The 16708-nt window shown below is 59.6% G+C and carries 19 protein-coding genes; 12 read left to right on the top strand and 7 right to left on the bottom strand.

Translation table 11 applies throughout. From position 1 onward, the window contains the following. Positions 1-122 precede the first annotated feature (122 nt). On the top strand, positions 123-632 hold the full coding sequence (locus FHX09_RS19065; protein ID WP_245505511.1) for an SRPBCC domain-containing protein: 510 nt from the start codon (positions 123-125) through the stop codon (positions 630-632). On the opposite strand, the gene FHX09_RS19060 is transcribed toward FHX09_RS19065, so the two are convergent. The 4 genes from FHX09_RS19060 to hemB form a co-directional block, all read right to left on the bottom strand. After that, entirely contained in the window at positions 571-1458 is an 888-nt protein-coding gene (locus FHX09_RS19060) for a DMT family transporter (RefSeq protein WP_132592202.1), read from the bottom strand. The two genes, FHX09_RS19065 and FHX09_RS19060, sit on opposite strands and share 62 nt — an antisense overlap. Continuing rightward, positions 1459-2235: an arginyltransferase gene (locus tag FHX09_RS19055; RefSeq protein WP_007801042.1), complete on the bottom strand. Its 777-nt coding sequence runs from the start codon at positions 2233-2235 to the stop codon at positions 1459-1461. A gap of 177 nt (positions 2236-2412) precedes the next feature. Then, positions 2413-2871 carry an RDD family protein gene (locus FHX09_RS19050; protein WP_007801043.1) on the bottom strand — a complete coding sequence of 153 codons (459 nt, stop codon included), beginning with the start codon at positions 2869-2871 and terminating at the stop codon, positions 2413-2415. Between the two features lie 75 nt (positions 2872-2946). Then, positions 2947-3960 carry a porphobilinogen synthase gene (gene hemB, locus FHX09_RS19045; RefSeq protein WP_184450501.1) on the bottom strand — a complete coding sequence of 338 codons (1014 nt, stop codon included), beginning with the start codon at positions 3958-3960 and terminating at the stop codon, positions 2947-2949. Between the two features lie 135 nt (positions 3961-4095). Between hemB and FHX09_RS19040 the strand changes: the two genes are divergently transcribed. The 8 genes from FHX09_RS19040 to FHX09_RS19005 all read left to right on the top strand — a co-directional run bounded on the left by FHX09_RS19040 (position 4096) and on the right by FHX09_RS19005 (position 11568). Beyond that, a complete protein-coding gene (locus tag FHX09_RS19040; protein ID WP_132592206.1) occupies positions 4096-4533 on the top strand; it encodes a DUF6163 family protein in 438 nt (145 codons plus the stop codon). Between the two features lie 129 nt (positions 4534-4662). Further along, positions 4663-5178: a MarR family winged helix-turn-helix transcriptional regulator gene (locus tag FHX09_RS19035; RefSeq protein ID WP_007801049.1), complete on the top strand. Its 516-nt coding sequence runs from the start codon at positions 4663-4665 to the stop codon at positions 5176-5178. Positions 5179-5361: 183 nt separating this feature from the next. After that, positions 5362-6207, top strand: a complete 846-nt coding sequence (locus FHX09_RS19030; RefSeq protein WP_132592208.1) for a glycosyl transferase — start codon at positions 5362-5364, stop codon at positions 6205-6207. Positions 6208-6594: 387 nt separating this feature from the next. Beyond that, positions 6595-7899: a L,D-transpeptidase family protein gene (locus tag FHX09_RS19025; RefSeq protein WP_037084017.1), complete on the top strand. Its 1305-nt coding sequence runs from the start codon at positions 6595-6597 to the stop codon at positions 7897-7899. A gap of 151 nt (positions 7900-8050) precedes the next feature. After that, positions 8051-9349: a serine hydroxymethyltransferase gene (gene glyA, locus FHX09_RS19020; protein ID WP_132592210.1), complete on the top strand. Its 1299-nt coding sequence runs from the start codon at positions 8051-8053 to the stop codon at positions 9347-9349. 9 nt (positions 9350-9358) lie between these two features. Then, positions 9359-9835, top strand: a complete 477-nt coding sequence (nrdR, locus tag FHX09_RS19015) for a transcriptional regulator NrdR (protein WP_007801056.1) — start codon at positions 9359-9361, stop codon at positions 9833-9835. Between the two features lie 3 nt (positions 9836-9838). Continuing rightward, positions 9839-10948 (top strand): bifunctional diaminohydroxyphosphoribosylaminopyrimidine deaminase/5-amino-6-(5-phosphoribosylamino)uracil reductase RibD, encoded by a 1110-nt coding sequence (ribD, locus tag FHX09_RS19010; protein WP_132592212.1) that lies wholly within the window; start codon positions 9839-9841, stop codon positions 10946-10948. Next, a complete protein-coding gene (locus FHX09_RS19005) occupies positions 10948-11568 on the top strand; it encodes a riboflavin synthase (RefSeq protein WP_007801061.1) in 621 nt (206 codons plus the stop codon). Before ribD ends, FHX09_RS19005 begins: the two co-directional genes overlap by 1 nt. On the opposite strand, the gene FHX09_RS19000 is transcribed toward FHX09_RS19005, so the two are convergent. From FHX09_RS19000 to FHX09_RS18990, 3 genes are all read right to left on the bottom strand, one after another. Further along, positions 11531-12067 (bottom strand): GNAT family N-acetyltransferase, encoded by a 537-nt coding sequence (locus FHX09_RS19000; RefSeq protein ID WP_132592214.1) that lies wholly within the window; start codon positions 12065-12067, stop codon positions 11531-11533. The two genes, FHX09_RS19005 and FHX09_RS19000, sit on opposite strands and share 38 nt — an antisense overlap. Before the next feature lie 25 nt (positions 12068-12092). Beyond that, on the bottom strand, positions 12093-12596 hold the full coding sequence (locus tag FHX09_RS18995; protein ID WP_132592216.1) for a cupin domain-containing protein: 504 nt from the start codon (positions 12594-12596) through the stop codon (positions 12093-12095). 98 nt (positions 12597-12694) lie between these two features. Continuing rightward, positions 12695-13045 carry a hypothetical protein gene (locus FHX09_RS18990; protein WP_007801067.1) on the bottom strand — a complete coding sequence of 117 codons (351 nt, stop codon included), beginning with the start codon at positions 13043-13045 and terminating at the stop codon, positions 12695-12697. Positions 13046-13374: 329 nt separating this feature from the next. Here FHX09_RS18990 and FHX09_RS18985 point away from each other — a divergent pair, with 329 nt between their 5' ends. The 3 genes from FHX09_RS18985 (at position 13375) to FHX09_RS18975 (ending at position 16668) form a co-directional block, all read left to right on the top strand. Beyond that, positions 13375-13830 (top strand): 6,7-dimethyl-8-ribityllumazine synthase, encoded by a 456-nt coding sequence (locus FHX09_RS18985; RefSeq protein ID WP_007801069.1) that lies wholly within the window; start codon positions 13375-13377, stop codon positions 13828-13830. Between the two features lie 3 nt (positions 13831-13833). Then, a complete protein-coding gene (nusB, locus tag FHX09_RS18980) occupies positions 13834-14316 on the top strand; it encodes a transcription antitermination factor NusB (protein ID WP_007801071.1) in 483 nt (160 codons plus the stop codon). Positions 14317-14523: 207 nt separating this feature from the next. After that, complete coding sequence (locus tag FHX09_RS18975; RefSeq protein ID WP_007801073.1) at positions 14524-16668, top strand: sodium-translocating pyrophosphatase; 2145 nt, start codon at positions 14524-14526, stop codon at positions 16666-16668. The last annotated feature ends 40 nt before the right edge of the window (positions 16669-16708 follow it).

Raw genomic sequence — 16708 nt, 5'->3', positions numbered from 1 at the left:
AGGCAACTCCTCTACCTCTGTCGTGTAATCACAACATGGACAGACATCATTCCGCAGGCGGACGGAATGATCGAATGTGGCGCCTCAGGGAGAGCGTCATGTCCGATCACGGAGGAATGTTGATGAGTGCTTGCAATACCATCACCTTGAACGTTGCGCATACTTTCAATGCCTCGCCCTGCGCCGTCTATGACGCATGGCTGAATCCTCAGATCGCAAAACGCTTCCTCTTCGCGAGCGACGAAGGCCGCGTTATCCGCGCCGATATCGATCCGAAGGTCGGCGGCCATTTTCTCGTTATCGACCGGCGTCCGACAGGTGATGCGGTGCATTACGGCGTGTTTCTGGAATTGCGCCGGCCGCGGCGAATGGTCTTCTGCTTCTCGGCAGCGGAGCACGACCACAACGCAGATCGAATCCAGATCGACATCGAACCATTGGCCGAAGGCACGCGGCTGACACTCTCACACGAAATGTGCGCCGAATGGGGCCAGTTCGAAGAGCAGACGCGACAGGGCTGGCTTCACGTGATGCAGGGGCTCGAGCGCGAACTCGAGGCGATGCAGGTGGTCAATGTGCCAGAGATTGCCGCACAGGCTTCCTCCGAACCATCCAAAGCGAGTGCGCCGTAATCGCGCAGACGAGGATCGTGCCGCCGATGAGCGTCATCGTCGGGGGCGTTTCCGCGAAGATCAGCCAGATCCAGATCGGAGCCAGGATGGTTTCGAGCAGATAGAACATGCCGACTTCGGGCGCTGACAAATAGCGTGGTCCCGTCGCTAAGCACCAAAAGGCAACCGGCATCAGAAGGGCACCATTGAGGATGATCCAGGCCGGATGTTCTATGGCGAGCCCGCTCGGCAAGGCATTCGCAAAGCCGAGTATGGCGGGCAGGGCGGCGGCAAGCAGGGGCACAAAGCCCATGTCCCGGCGTGATGCCCGGCCAACCGTTATCGCCGAGGCGAGGATAAGGGCGCTCAGTAGCGCCATGGCATCACCAAAGACATGGCCGCCGGCCAATCCATCATGCACGATCAAGCCGACACCGAACACCATCACCGCCATGGTGACGAGCGTGGATATCGAAGGGCGTTCCTTGAGGAACACCCATGATAGAAGCGCGCCGAACATCGGATTGAACGCGACGATGAAGACCACGTTGGCCGTTGCCGTATTGAAGACGGCAAGCAGGAAGGTCAGCGTCGAGCAGCCGTACAGCAGTCCCGTCGCAAGGCCGTGCCTGCCGGGCATAAGCAAAGGCCATGTTCCCTTGAGGTATCTGATGAGGCAGACCACGACGAGCGTCACGGCGACGGTCGTGATGCTGCGCGCGCCGAGGATCGACCACATATCCCCGTGAGCAAGGCGTACGAGTGGAATGTCCATGGAAAGAGCCAGGCCGCCGATCGCTGTCAGCAGCAGACCCTTCCGATGATCGGAAAGGGAGGGGAAGAGCATTTAGTAGCGTGTGCTTTCGGGCATTGCGGAGGGATCGAAACGTTCCCAGCCGCGCGATGTCAGGTGCTCCTGTGGCTGGAAGCGAGTCTTGTAGTCCATTTTCCGCGACCCTTGAACCCAGTAGCCCAAGTAGACGTGCGGAAGACCCAAAGCTCTTGTGCGCTTGATGTGGTCAAGAATCATGAACGTGCCAAGGGAACGTCGATCCATGTCAGGATTAAAGTAGGAATAGACCATGGACAGGCCATCGCTCATCGTATCCGTGAGAGCGGCAGCCAGGAGTTCACCCGTCGGGCGCTCTTCGAGACCAGCCCCTTCCTTTCGAAGCCGATACTCGATGATTTTGGTGTTCACATGTGTATCCTCGACCATGATGGCATAATCGAGCACCGTCATGTCGGACATTCCGCCCTGTTGGTGGCGAAAGTCGAGATAGCGTCGGAATAGCGAATATTGCTCGCTGGATGGCTGGGCGGGGAATTCGGTCGAGATGATATCGGCATTTGCCGCAAGCACCCGCTTCATTGATTTCGTCGGCAGGAACTCCTGCGCGAGGATACGGACGGAAATGCAGGCGCGGCAGGCTTCGCAGGCTGGCCGATAGGCAATGTTCTGCGACCGGCGAAAGCCGCCTTGTGTCAGGATATCGTTCATCTCCGCTGCGCGGGGGCCGACGAGATGTGTAAAGACCTTACGTTCCATCTCGTGGGCCAGATAAGGGCACGCAGCCGGAGCAGTTAGGTAAAACTGCGGTGATGGCGTGGTCTGCGTATTCATCTGTTGCGGAGATTTCCTTCGGTTTGCTGCGTATCTGACAGGATGACTTAAGAATGTAAAACGTCAACAGCGGGGCTGTTTTCGAACCCGCTGTCGCGCGTCATACTTTGGGATATGGTGCCACGACCTTCCCGGCAAAGATCAGAAGCTGTGTTTATTTTAGCCCACCACGGCCAATTAGGCAGTGCGGACCGTGACGGTGCCCACGAGAAAATCGTGGATCAACCGGCTGCGCTCGGTGAACAGGCCAACCAGCAGAATCAGCGGCGTCAGAACGGAGTTCAGGATCCAGAAAAGCGCCAGGTGAACGATGGCCGTCAGAAAGTCCATCCGCTGCCCGTCGACCCGCATGATTGCGATTCCCATTGCACGCATGCCGAGCGAGGCTTGATTGGAGCCACCGACGGTGAAGCCGAAATAGAGGCCAGCGACGATTACGAATAATGCCGGATAAAGAAAGAATCCCAGGCCGAGCGTGACGATCGACAGGAAGAAAAGCACGACGGCTGCCGGGATGCAGAGCAGCAGAACGATCACGTAGTCGAGGATGAAGGCGAACACACGACGGCTCAGCGTGCCGCTATAGGCGCGCCAGTCGTCCGGTGCGGCATAGAGCGGGTTGGGAGTGAGCGTCATTGTTGCGGTCTCCTTGCGGGAAGCGATGCCGCTGATATGGTATCGCTTCCCGCAAATGCAATATTCGTGCAGGGCTCAGCGGTTGGCGAGAATCCTGGCCACCTCGACCGCAAAATAGGTGAGGACACCGTCGCAGCCCGCGCGCTTGAACGAGAGTAGGGTTTCTAGCATGGCCCGTTCACCGTCGATCCAGCCGTTCATCGCGGCGGCCTTGATCTGCGTGTATTCGCCTGAAACCTGGTAGGCGAAGGTCGGTAGACCGAACGCCTCCTTCATGCGCCAGCAGATGTCGAGATAGGGCAGCCCCGGCTTGACCATCAGCATGTCTGCGCCTTCTTCCACATCTAGCGCGGCGTCGCGGATTGCCTCAGTGCCGTTTGCCGGGTCGATGTAGTAGGTTTTCTTGTCGCCCTTGAGCAGTCCGCCGGTCGAGATCGCCTCCCGGTAAGGGCCGTAGAAAGCTGAAGCGAACTTGGTGGCATAGCTCATGATGCCGACATTCTGATGCCCTGCGGCATCGAGGGCGCGGCGGATAGCGCCTATTCTGCCGTCCATCATCTCGGAGGGGGAAATGATGTCGGATCCGGCATCGGCCTGCATGACTGCTGCACGCGCGACCTGATCGACGGTCTCGTCGTTGACGATCTCGCCCTGTCGCAGGATCCCGTCATGGCCGTGGCTGGTGAAGGGGTCGAGCGCGACATCGGTGATGACACCGATATTAGGCACTGCCTTCTTGATCGCGATCGTTGCCTGATTGATCAGGTTGTTGGCCTCGAGGCTGTTCGAGCCGGTTTCGTCACGCAGTTCCATCTCAATATTGGGAAAGGTCGCAATCGCCGGGATGCCAAGGTCAGCGGCTTCCTTGGTGGCCTCGACGAGCTTATCCACGCTCATGCGGTTGACGCCGGGCATCGCCGGTATTGGTTCGACAATCCCTGTGCCGGGAACGACGAAAACCGGCCAGATGAGATCGTCGGCCGTCAGACGGTTCTCCTGCACGAGGCGCCGCGTCCAATCGGCCTTGCGATTGCGGCGCATGCGCCGATGGCCGGTGATTTCGTCGACGAGATGGGTCTTGTCCTGCATGGTCGTTCCAGCTTTCTGCCATTCCATATTATCGAAGCGCTCATTATCATGGCGCCGCCGAAATCCAAACCGGACGATTGGCCGCAATGGAAGAGGCGCTGGCGAAGTCGCAATCGCAACCCTATTGTTTAAGACATGGACGCTGATTCCCCGACGATACCGAAACGGACGCTGACCAGCGTTCTCTTCATCCTGTTCTTGCGGCTTGTCGCCATTTCCTGCTTCTGGTTCGGATTGCAGTATTGGGCGATGCTGGTCGGCTATTCGCTGGTGGGGGCAGGCCGCTTCGATCTGCTCAGCCTTCCATGGAAGGTCGCAAGCACCTGCCTTGCCGTTCTGTTCCCCGTCGCGTCTCTCGGCCTGTGGCTTGCCGTCTCCTGGGGGCCTGTTATCTGGGTGCTCGCGGCAGGCGGACAGACCATCATGTACGGCTTCATGCCGGAGGTGTTTGGAGCCAACCGGCTGATCGTTCTGCTCCATATTGCGGTAGCCCTGGTCTACCTGGGATTCCGCGCCGCGCTCTGGTACGAGAAGCACAAGCGCCGTCAGCAGGTAAGCGTTGATTTACCCTGATACAACGCGGAGATTCGGTAAGGCACTGTTAAGCCTGCGGTTTAAGTAGAATTTTATTTGTATTCGATAGGGTCTGTCTCAAGGCGGGAAGAAAACCAACACCGCCAAACAAACAGTGAGGCAGTCATCATGAACACGAAAATCAAGCCGCAGGCGGTATCGAACTTCCGTGACCAGCAGGAACAGGGCATCCGTGATCTTTACATGGAATCCCTTCATCTTGTTGAACGTCTTCACCGCCGTCTCCTCGACGTCATCAAGGACGAGTTCGACCGTCAGGGTCGCAGCGACGTCAATGCCGTTCAGGCACTTCTTCTCTTCAACATCGGCAATTCCGAGCTGACCGCCGGCGAACTTCGCTCCCGTGGCTACTATCTCGGCTCCAACGTTTCCTACAACGTCAAGAAGCTGGTTGATCTCGGCTTCATCAACCACCAGCGTTCGCGCATCGACCGTCGCTCGGTCCGCATTAGCCTGACGGAAACGGGCCAGGACATCGCCGAAACCGTTGCCAAGCTCTATGAGCGCCACATCGGCTCGATCGACAAGGTCGGCGGCATCGGCACCGACGAATTCACGCAGATGAACAAGCTGCTGACCCGTCTGGACCGCTTCTGGAACGACCAGATCCTCTACCGCCTGTAATCTCTTAGGCCAACTTCCCTGCTGGCTTATTGGACCTCCAAGGCACGAAAGGGCGCAACGGTATCCCGTAGCGCCCTTTCCGCCGTTTGCTGCGCTTCCTGACGGGGCTACATATTCGGTCGCCAAGTTGATAATGACTTCCGCACGGACCTTCGGTCTTCGCGTGAATCAGGAGTTGTGGTTATGACGTCAGCTGTACTGGCTGCAAGCGGTGGGGTGAAGCAGGTCATCTGCATTAGCTGGGGAACGAAGTACGGGGCTCCCTTCATCAATCGCCTGTACGCCATGGTGAGGCGCAACATCACGCCGCCCTTCACGTTCACTTGCTTCACCGACAACCGCGCCGACCTGAATCCGGAAATTCTCTGCGAGGACCTGCCGCCGCTGGATGTCGAAAACATGCCGGTCAGGACGAAGGGCATCTGGCCCAAGGCGCGGCTTTGGGGTCCGAAGCTTGGAAAGTTGAGCGGCCCGGTTCTGTTTCTGGACCTCGATCTGGTGATTGTCGGCTCTCTCGATTCATTCTTCGAGGTTGGCGAACCGGATGACGTCATCCTGTCGCGCAACCAGACGACACCGTTTGAACGCCTCGGGCAGACCTCTCTTTTCCGATTCCCGGTCGGCAAGCTCGTTTCGTTGCAGGAGAAGTTCCGAGCCGATCCGCAGGGCGTGGCCGACAAGTACGAATTCGAACAGCGCTTCGTGACGCGAAATGCGCCCGGTGGCGCGAAGTTCTTTCCCCGCCGCTGGGTCCTGCATTTCAGGCAGGATTGCCGCTGGCCTTTCCCGCTGAATTATTTCCTGACGCCGCGCCTACCCGCGAATGCCCGGGTGATCCTATTCCCACGCGATTTCCATCCGCAGTTCGCGGTCGAAGGGCGGTTCGGGTTGAAGGGGCGTGCGGCGCCACCGCTCGATCACATCCTGCATATGTTCGATCCGGAGCGGAGGAGGAACAAGTCGCTGTTCCGCTACCTGCGCCACTACATCCGCCCGACGCCATGGGTGGCCGACCACTGGCGCGAGTAATTCGGACCCCGTCAGCGGTCTCGTGACATCTTTGCAACGCATGGCAGGCAAGCATAATCGCCTGTATTCAAGCCGTTTTTTAGCCGCTATTAACCGCCACATTCTGTGGATCGGTATGGTTACTTGCACATCGCCCGCCACCGACGGTTGAGCGTGGTTTTGGGCGACACGAATTGGCCATATTAGCATGTCAGCGGAAATACACAGCAAATGGCGCTTCCCCAATTGAGGTCCGATAACCTCGCGCTCCCTGCTCGCAATCATGTGATCGCCGGCAGAAAGATTGTGCGATGCGCCGTGGCGACGGGTTGATAGGGATTTGCGTTCTCGCAGGGATAGCGAAGGCCGCCGGTCTCTCAGGCAGCGGCAATTTAGTGGTTGGGATGAATGTCGAAGAAAATCAGAACTGAAGCTTTTTCTCGTCGGGCGTTTCTGACGTCTGCGGCAATGGTCGGCGCGGGCGCTTTGGCTGCCCCCGCATTCGCGCAGTCGGCGATTGACTCGCTCATCAATGCTCCGCAGCGCGGCGATTGGGACGACCAGTTCGATGCGAAAGCCGCGTCCCGCACGGCGACGGCCGTCGTTTCGAACACGCCGATTCTCGGACCGCAGTCGGTGCCGAGCATCCAACAGGCGATCGCCCAATATCAGCAGATCGCTTCCGCAGGCGGCTGGCCGGAGGTGAGCCCAAGCCAGCAGCGTCTGCAGATCGGCGTGACTGATCCGGCCGTCCAGAGCCTTCGTCAGCGCCTGATCATCACCGGCGACCTGCCGCAGGAAGCGGGCATTTCCAGTGCTTTCGACTCCTATGTCGACGGCGCCGTCAAGCGCTTCCAGGCGCGCCACGGTCTCCCGGCTGACGGTGTCATCGGCGAGTTCACTTTGAAGGCCATGAACATTCCTGCTGACGTTCGTCTGCAGCAACTGAACACCAATCTCATCCGCATTCAAACGTTCCCGGAAGAACTGGGACGCCGCCATCTGATGGTCAATATTCCGGCGGCTTACGTCGAGGCGGTCGAAGACGGCAGCGTTGCCACGCGCCATGCGGCCGTCGTCGGACGCATCAGCCGTCCCACGCATCTCGTCAACTCGAAGGTCTACGAGGTCATCCTCAACCCATATTGGACCGCACCGCGCTCGATCGTCGAAAAGGACATCGTGCCGCTGATGCGCAAGGATCCGACCTACCTCGAGAAGAATGCCATTCGCCTGATTGACGGCAAGGGTAATGAGGTGGCGCCGGAAACGGTCGACTGGAATGCTGAGAAGGCGCCGAATCTGATGTTCCGTCAGGACCCGGGCAAGATCAACGCCATGGCCTCCACGAAGATCAATTTCTACAATAAGAACGGCGAGTATATGCACGACACGCCGCAGCAGGGCCTCTTCAACAAACTCATGCGCTTTGAATCCTCCGGCTGTGTCCGCGTTCAGAATGTGCGCGACCTGACGACGTGGCTGCTTCGCGAGACCCCGCCATGGTCGCGTCAGCAGATGGAGCAGGTCATCACGACCCGCGTCAACACGCCGATCAAACTCGCTGAAGAAGTGCCGGTTTACTTCGTTTACATCTCCGCCTGGGGCATGCCGGATGGCGTTGTGCAGTTCCGCGACGATATCTACCAGCTCGACGGCAATGCCGAGCTGGCGCTGGATACGACCGCTGGCACGGAGCAGCCAGTTCAATGAGGCTCGAGCCTCTCGTTCGCATTCAAGACCGCGTCTTTCGAGGCGCGGTTTTTTGTTGCGCGTAGATTGCCTAGCAAATGTCGTTCTCCGTATTGCCCTTGACAGGGCGGGGCGCTAATACCTTCGCGCATTCCAGTTGAGGAGCCCGCCCATGACAAATGCTTCCACCCAGACCTTCTTCAATCGCTCGCTCGCCGACACCGATCCGGAAATCTTCGGCGCGATCGAAAAGGAGCTCGGCCGCCAGCGGCATGAGATCGAGCTGATTGCTTCGGAAAACATCGTTTCCCGTGCGGTGCTGGAAGCCCAGGGCTCCATCATGACGAACAAGTACGCCGAAGGCTATCCGGGCAAGCGCTACTACGGCGGCTGCCAGTTCGTCGATATTGCTGAAGAGCTCGCGATCGAACGCGCCAAGAAGCTCTTCGGCGTCAACTTCGCCAACGTTCAGCCGAACTCCGGTTCGCAGATGAACCAGGCCGTGTTCCTCGCGTTGCTGCAGCCGGGCGACACCTTCATGGGCCTCGACCTCAACTCGGGCGGTCACCTGACGCACGGCTCGCCGGTCAATATGTCCGGCAAGTGGTTCAATGTCGTTTCCTACGGCGTACGCGAAGGCGACAACCTGCTCGACATGGACGAAGTCGCCCGCAAGGCCGAAGAGCACAAGCCGAAGCTCATCATCGCTGGCGGTACTGCTTATTCCCGCATCTGGGACTGGAAGCGCTTCCGCGAGATTGCTGACTCCGTTGGCGCGTACCTCATGGTTGATATGGCTCACATCGCCGGTCTCGTTGCCGGTGGCCAGCATCCGTCGCCGTTCCCGCATTGCCACGTTGCCACGACCACGACCCACAAGTCGCTGCGCGGTCCGCGCGGTGGTGTGATCCTGACCAACGACGAGGACTTGGCGAAGAAGTTCAACTCGGCCGTCTTCCCGGGTCTCCAGGGCGGCCCGCTGATGCATATCATCGCCGCCAAGGCCGTTGCCTTCGGCGAAGCGCTGCAGCCTGAGTTCAAGGACTACGCGGCCCAGATCGTCAAGAACGCCAGGGCACTTGCCGAAACCCTGATCGCTGGCGGGCTCGATGTCGTCTCGGGCGGCACTGACAACCACCTGATGCTCGTCGACCTTCGCAAGAAGAACGCGACTGGCAAGCGCGCCGAAGCAGCTCTTGGCCGGGCCTACATCACCTGCAACAAAAATGGCATCCCGTTCGACCCCGAAAAGCCTTTCGTCACATCGGGCGTTCGTCTCGGCGCCCCTGCCGGCACGACGCGCGGCTTCAAGGAAGCGGAATTTAAGGACATCGGTAACCTAATCGTCGAGGTTCTCGATGGCCTGAAGGTCGCCAATTCCGACGAAGGCAATGCAGCCGTCGAAGCTGCCGTGCGGGATAAGGTTGTCAACCTGACCAACCGCTTCCCAATGTACGACTACATCGGCTAAGAGTAGCGCATGCGCTGCCCATTTTGCGGATCGGAAGACACACAGGTCAAGGATTCACGCCCGGCGGAGGACAACACGTCCATCCGCCGGAGGCGTATCTGTCCCGACTGCGGCGGTCGCTTCACAACCTTCGAGCGCGTGCAACTGCGCGAACTGATGGTCGTCAAGAAGACCGGCCGCAAGGTGCCTTTCGACCGCGACAAGCTGGTGCGTTCTTTCGAGATCGCGTTGCGCAAACGCCCCGTCGACCGCGACCGCATCGAGCGCGCGGTCTCCGGTATCGTTCGACGGCTTGAAAGCTCCGGCGAGGTTGAGATCAGCTCCGAGCAGATCGGTCTGCAGGTGCTGGAAGCATTGAAGAGTCTGGATGATGTTGGCTTTGTTCGCTACGCTTCGGTCTATCGGGACTTCTCTCATGCCGAGGATTTCGAGAAAGTGATATCCGAGATCAACGCCAAGATCGCTCGCGATCCCTTGGACAACTAGCTGATGAGCGCTTCGGAAAACGACGCGCGTTTCATGCAAGAGGCGATCCGGCTGGGTCTCCTGCACCTCGGCCAGACATCAACCAATCCTTCGGTCGGCTGCGTCATCGTGAGTGACGGGCAGATCGTCGGCCGTGGCGTAACGGCAGTCGGCGGGCGCCCGCATGCGGAGCCGCAAGCTCTGGCCGGAGCCGGCGATCTGGCACGGGGCGCCACCGCCTATGTGACGCTCGAACCTTGCTCGCACCATGGCAAGACGCCGCCCTGCGTGGAGGCGCTGATTGCCTATGGCGTCGGTCGCGTCGTCATCAGCGTGACCGATCCGGATCCGCGCGTCTCGGGCAGGGGCATTGCCATGCTGCGCGATGCCGGGATCGAGGTCGAGTCCGGAATTCTTGAAGATGAAGGTAAGCGTTCGCTTGCCGCCTACCTCACGCGGCAGACAAAGAACCGGCCGTACGTGACTCTCAAGCTTGCGGTTTCTGCCGACGGTATGATCGGGAAAAAGGGCGAAGGGCAGATTGCAATTACCGGGCCTGCCGCACGCGCCGAGGTGCAGAAGCTGCGCGCTGAAACCGATGCGATACTGGTTGGGATCGGTACTGCGATTGCTGATGATCCCTTGCTGACAGTTCGCACCCCAGGCCTTGAGACCCGCTCGCCGATCCGGGTCGTGCTCGACGAAGATCTCTCTTTGCCGCTCGATAGCAAGCTGGTTGCGACCGCCAAGCAGGTGCCGTTGATCGTCGTTGCAACCGAGCCGCCCCGCTTCGACGAAAGCGAGGACGCGGCCTTTCTTGCGCGCCGTGCCGCGCTCGATCGGGCGGGCGTCGAAGTCGTCCAGTGCAATCCCTACCGCCTGGACGAGCTGCTGCCTGCGCTCGCCTCACGCGGCATTTCCTCGCTTGTTGTCGAAGGTGGTGCGCGGACGGCAAGGCTCTTCCTTGACGCCGGATACGTCGACCGGATTCTGCTCTATCAAGGCCCTGCGGTGATCGGGCAGGGCGGTATTGAATCGCCGGTGACGAAGACCGATATGCCATCGGGTTTCCTGCGCAAGGGCACCTTCATGTTTGGCGACGACCGCCTGGACGAATACGAAAGAGAGCTTTGATGTTTACCGGAATTGTCACCGACATCGGCACGATAGAGTCCGTTTCCCCGTTGAAGGAAGGCATCAAGCTGCGTGTCGCCACTGCCTATGATCCGGCGACCATCGACATGGGCGCCTCGATCTCGCACGGCGGCATCTGCCTGACGGTGACCGGCCTGCCGAGCGACGGCAGCAACGGCCGCTGGTTCGAGGTCGAAGCCTGGGAAGAGGCTCTGCGTCTGACGACAATCGGAACGTGGAAGGAAGGTAGCCGCATCAATCTCGAGCGTTCGCTGAAGATCGGTGACGAACTCGGCGGTCACATCGTTTCCGGTCACGTCGACGGCAAGGCAGAGATTCTCTCTGTGACCGAAGAGGGTGACGCTACACGCTTTCGCCTGCGCGCGCCTGAACATCTCGCCAAGTTCGTTGCACCCAAGGGCTCTATCGCCCTGGACGGCACGTCGCTCACGGTCAATGCGGTCGACGGCACGGATTTCGACGTCCTGCTGATCCGTCACACGCTTGAGGTCACGACCTGGGGCGAGCGCAAGGCAGGCGACTTCGTCAATTTCGAAGTCGATACCATGGCGCGCTATGCCGCTAGGCTGGCGGAGTTCCCGACCGCGCAAGCAGAATGACGTCTCCATTGTAGTTGCATCGCTGGACTTCGCGGAAGCCGAGCTTGCGCGCTAGGCGTAGCGAGCGGTCGTTCTCGGGGTGGATGATGCAGGTCATCGGTTTGGAGGGGAAGCGTTCTTCCGCCCAGGCAATCAGCGCCGTCAGCGCTTCGCTGGCGTAGCCGCGTCCTTGCGCGAAGGGCATCAGACCCCAGCCGGTTTCCAGGGTGCCTTCCGTGGAGAGCGGATGCATGTCCCGCTTCATGTCGAGAAAGCCTGCTTCCCCGATGAAGCGCCCTGACTGCTTTTCCTCGATCGCCAGAAACCCGAAGCCCAAGTAATACCACATGCCCGCAACGCGCAGCATGCGTGCCCAGGTTTGCTCACGGGTAGAGGGCACACCACTGATGAAGCGCACCACCGCTTGATCGCTCCACATCGTCGCATAGTCCGAAAAATCATCAACAGTGTGCGGTCGCAGCAATAGCCGCGCGGTCTCGATGGCCGGAATACTTGTCATTTCGAAGTGCTCTCTCGGATGGAAGTCATGCGCCGGGCTCACCATCCCAGTAGTCCAACTTACCGCTCTCGCTGCCGATAACGCGAAAGCGGTTCGCTTGTCCCCCGTCGCGATTGGTCTTGGCAAGAAATTTGCCGGAATCCGGATATTCTACGATTTCGGTCTTCGCCATTGTCGAGATGCCGAGGTAGATAAGAGGCGTCGAACCGGTGTTGATTATCTGGTGAGCTGTCTCTTGTCCTCCGGCGGGCGCACCGAGTGTGTCACCCTTCCGGATAGGGTAGCGGTCACGGCCGAAGCGATACTCGCCGGTGCCCTCAATAATGAAAAACAGCTCATCCTCCACGTGATGGTTGTGGAACGGACAGCTGGATTTGCCGGGCGGAACTTCGTTGTAGCTTATGCCGAGACCTGCGAGACCGAGAAGCGAGCCAAACGAGGCATCCGCGCTTTCATACAGATCTCCCTGCTTCCAGTGTTCAAGCTCCACATCGGCGATGTTGATCACGGGCTTCGATACGGTGGACATTGTCTCCCTCCTGTTTCCGGAGAAGAGGCACCATCCCGCGAGAAAATACAACCGCAAAGCATCGTAAGGGCGACAGGCTTCCGCTGTCGCCCTTGCTTTCATCGATAGTAGACGGTGATACCGCCATCCGCGGCCTGGTCGGCATTGACGATGTTACCCAACAGGACGCCTCTGGCGTTGAGTTGATGCACAAGAGGCTTGTTGACGGCAATAGCGGCACGGATCATCTGGATGTCGTTTACGCTGCGCGCGGCGAAGGACTTGGGGTCCCCGATATTTCCCGAGCCGCCGTGATCGTACACCTGCCGAACATCGAGATTGCGGCCGCTGAAGCTGCGCAGCGTTCGTTCGATGCCCGAAGGGGTGTTCATATCCAGACTTTCCGCACGGCTGGCGTCTGCGAAGGCAAGAGTAGCGACTGCGGAGGCGATGGCGGCAACGCGATTCATGGGAGTATCCTTTCATCTGCTCTGACGATCGGCCGTGGATCGTCAGCGTTACACAGATGAAATTGGTGTCCAGATCATCCGCCTTCAACCAATAAGTATCTGGAATTTAGTTACAAATTGTTCATGCGGATCGCCCTTCATTTGCCATCTTCGAGGCGCCGGGGCCGCCTTCGGCGCAAGGCGATGCAAGGATTGTCAACCATGCCTCTGCCGTGATTCTTGGATTTCGCGTCCAAACCGAGTTCGGAATTTGCTTGCCATTCGGGTCGCGGCGTGTTTTGACCGCGGCCTGCCGATTGGCGAAGTCCTCTAGCTACCGAAGGTGAAGCATGGCGCGAGAAACCGCTCCCCACATTCTGATCGTTGAAGCACGCTTCTACGACGACATGGCCGATGCCTTGCTTGAAGGCGCGACCTTCGCCTTGAAAGAGGCCGGCGCGACCTATGAGGTCGTCACCGTTCCCGGCGCTCTCGAGATTCCAGCGGCGATTGCCATGGCGCTCGACGGAGCGGATAATGATGGTACGCAGTATGACGGGTATGTCGCCCTTGGCATGGTCATCCGCGGCGAGACCTACCATTTCGATATCGTGTCGAATGAATCCTCGCGCGCGCTGATGGATTTGGCCGTGAGCGAATCCCTTGCCATTGGCAATGGCATTCTGACTGTTGAGAATGACGATCAGGCTTGGGCTCGCGCCCGCCGTTCAGACAAGGACAAGGGCGGATTTGCCGCCCGCGCAGCTCTCACGATGATCGAGCTGAAGAAAAAGTTGGGTGCATAACGAATGAACAACGAGAACTCGGAGCGTCCCGTCAAGACCGCAAACCAGCGAGGTGCTGCGCGCCTGGCTGCCGTTCAGGCGCTCTACCAGATGGATATTGGCGGTACCGGCGTCCTGGAAATCGTCGCCGAGTATGAGGCGCATCGCCTCGGTCAGGAACTCGACGGCGAGACCTATCTGAAGGCCGACCCCTCCTGGTTCCGCTCCATCGTCTCCGGCGTCGTACGAGAACAGCGTCGACTTGATCCGCTGATCGCCTCCGCTTTGCAGGACGACTGGGCGCTGTCGCGTCTCGATAGCACGGTCCGCGCAATCCTGCGTGCCGGCGTGTTCGAGATCCTCGATCGTAAGGATGTTCCCGTCGCGGTCATCGTGACGGAATATGTCGAGATTGCCCAGGCCTTCTTTAGCGAAGATGAGCCGAAGCTCGTCAATGCAGTGCTTGACCGCATCGCGAAGCAGGTTCGCGGCGAAGCCAAGAAGTAGCGTTTTGCCGGGGCCGTGGCCCCGACCTCCAGAAACTCCCGGTTCCCATTGTGCTGCAAGGGCTTTTGGCGTTTGCGGGCTTGACGCGCCGTTTTCCTCCACGCAATCTCCGCGCGGCGTTGCAGCATTTCTGTGGGAGGAAATCGAGTCGGCGTATTCGCAGCCGGAGAGGGAGTGAGCTCCGGCTCTTTTGGAGGAAAGAGCGAAATGAGCATTCTTTTATGGGTAATAGCATGCGGTCTGCTCTCGGTGGTCTATGCCATCTGGGCAACCCGGTCGGTGCTTGCCGCCGATCAGGGCAACAAGCGTATGCAGGAAATTGCAGGCTATATTCGTGAAGGTGCGCAGGCGTATCTGACGCGCCAGTACAAGACTATCGCAATCGTCGGCATCGTCGTTTTCATTGCAGCCTGGCTGCTGCTCTCCGGCACGGCTGCAATCGGGTTCCTCATCGGCGCGGTTCTCTCCGGCGCCGCCGGCTTCATCGGCATGCACGTCTCGGTGCGCGCCAACGTCCGCACGGCGCAGGCAGCATCTCAAAGCCTGGCGGCCGGCCTTGAAATCGCATTCAAGTCGGGTGCCATCACCGGGCTTCTGGTGGCCGGTCTCGCGCTTCTTGGCGTGTCGATCTACTACTACGTTCTGACTGTCGTGCTTGGGCACGAAGGCAGCTCTCGCGAGGTAGTCGATTCACTCGTCGCGCTTGGCTTTGGTGCGTCGCTGATTTCGATCTTCGCCCGTCTGGGCGGCGGCATCTTCACCAAAGGCGCCGACGTCGGCGGTGACCTCGTCGGTAAGGTCGAAGCGGGCATCCCGGAAGATGATCCGCGCAACCCCGCCACGATCGCCGATAACGTCGGCGACAATGTCGGCGATTGCGCCGGTATGGCCGCAGACCTTTTCGAAACCTATGTCGTGTCCGTCGTCGCAACGATGGTTCTCGCCGCGATCTTCTTCGCCGGGGCGCCCATTCTTCAATCGGCGATGCTCTATCCGCTTGCGATCTGCGGCGCGTGCATCATCACCTCGATCATTGGCACATTCTTCGTCAAGCTCGGCAGCAACGGTTCGATCATGGGCGCGCTCTACAAGGGCCTGATCGTCACGGGTCTGCTCTCGATCATTGGTCTTGGTGCCGCCACGTCGCTTACGATCGGCTGGGGCTCAGTCGGCACCGTCGGCGGCGCAGAGGTGACCGGAACCAATCTTTTCGCCTGTGGATTGATCGGCCTCATCGTTACGGCACTGATCGTCGTCATTACCGAATACTACACCGGCACCAACAAGCGACCGGTCAATTCGATCGCCCAGGCGTCAGTGACCGGCCACGGCACGAACGTCATCCAGGGACTTGCCGTCTCGCTGGAATCGACGGCGCTACCCGCCATCGTCATCGTCGGCGGCATCCTGGCGACCTACCAGTTCGGCGGCCTGTTCGGCATAGGCATCGCGGTCACCACCATGCTCGGCCTTGCGGGCATAATTGTCGCGCTCGATGCCTTCGGTCCGGTCACCGACAATGCCGGCGGCATCGCCGAAATGGCGCATCTGCCGCCGGAGGTGCGCAAGTCGACCGATGCGCTCGACGCGGTCGGCAACACGACGAAGGCCGTGACGAAGGGTTACGCGATCGGTTCCGCTGGTCTCGGTGCACTGGTCCTCTTCGCCGCCTATGCCAACGACCTGCAATATTTCGCCGCCAATCCCAGCCAGTATCCGTACTTCAACGGCGTCGGCGAAATTTCCTTCAGCCTGTCTAACCCCTATGTCGTTGCCGGCCTAATCTTCGGCGGCCTCATCCCATACCTGTTCGGTGGCATCGCGATGACCGCAGTGGGTCGTGCGGCCGGCTCGATCGTCGAGGAAGTGCGCAGGCAATTCCGCGAAAAACCGGGCATCATGGAAGGCACTGAACGGCCAGACTACGGCCGGGCCGTGGACCTGCTCACTAAGGCAGCGATCCGCGAGATGGTCATCCCATCGCTGCTGCCGGTGCTGGCGCCGATCGTCGTCTATTTCGGCATCCTGCTCATTTCCGGCGGCGACAAGGCATCGGCTTTCGCGGCGCTGGGCGCATCGCTGCTTGGCGTGATCGTTAACGGCCTGTTCGTCGCGATCTCGATGACCTCGGGCGGTGGCGCTTGGGACAACGCCAAAAAGAGCTTCGAGGACGGTTTCGTCGACAAGGACGGCGTTCGCCACATGAAGGGATCGGATGCCCACAAGGCTTCGGTGACCGGTGACACGGTCGGCGATCCCTACAAGGACACGGCGGGTCCGGCCGTCAATCCGGCGATCAAGATCACCAACATCGTCGCGCTTCTGCTTCTTGCCGTTCTGGCCCGAGGTTAACCGCGAACGAACACTAAAAAACCCGCCGGAGCGATCCGGC

The sequence above is a fragment of the Rhizobium sp. BK538 genome (genome assembly GCF_014197575.1).
Classification (GTDB): Bacteria; Pseudomonadota; Alphaproteobacteria; order Rhizobiales; family Rhizobiaceae; genus Rhizobium.
The sequence above is the reverse complement of the archived record's forward strand: the minus strand, read 5'-3'. Positions and strand labels throughout refer to the sequence as shown.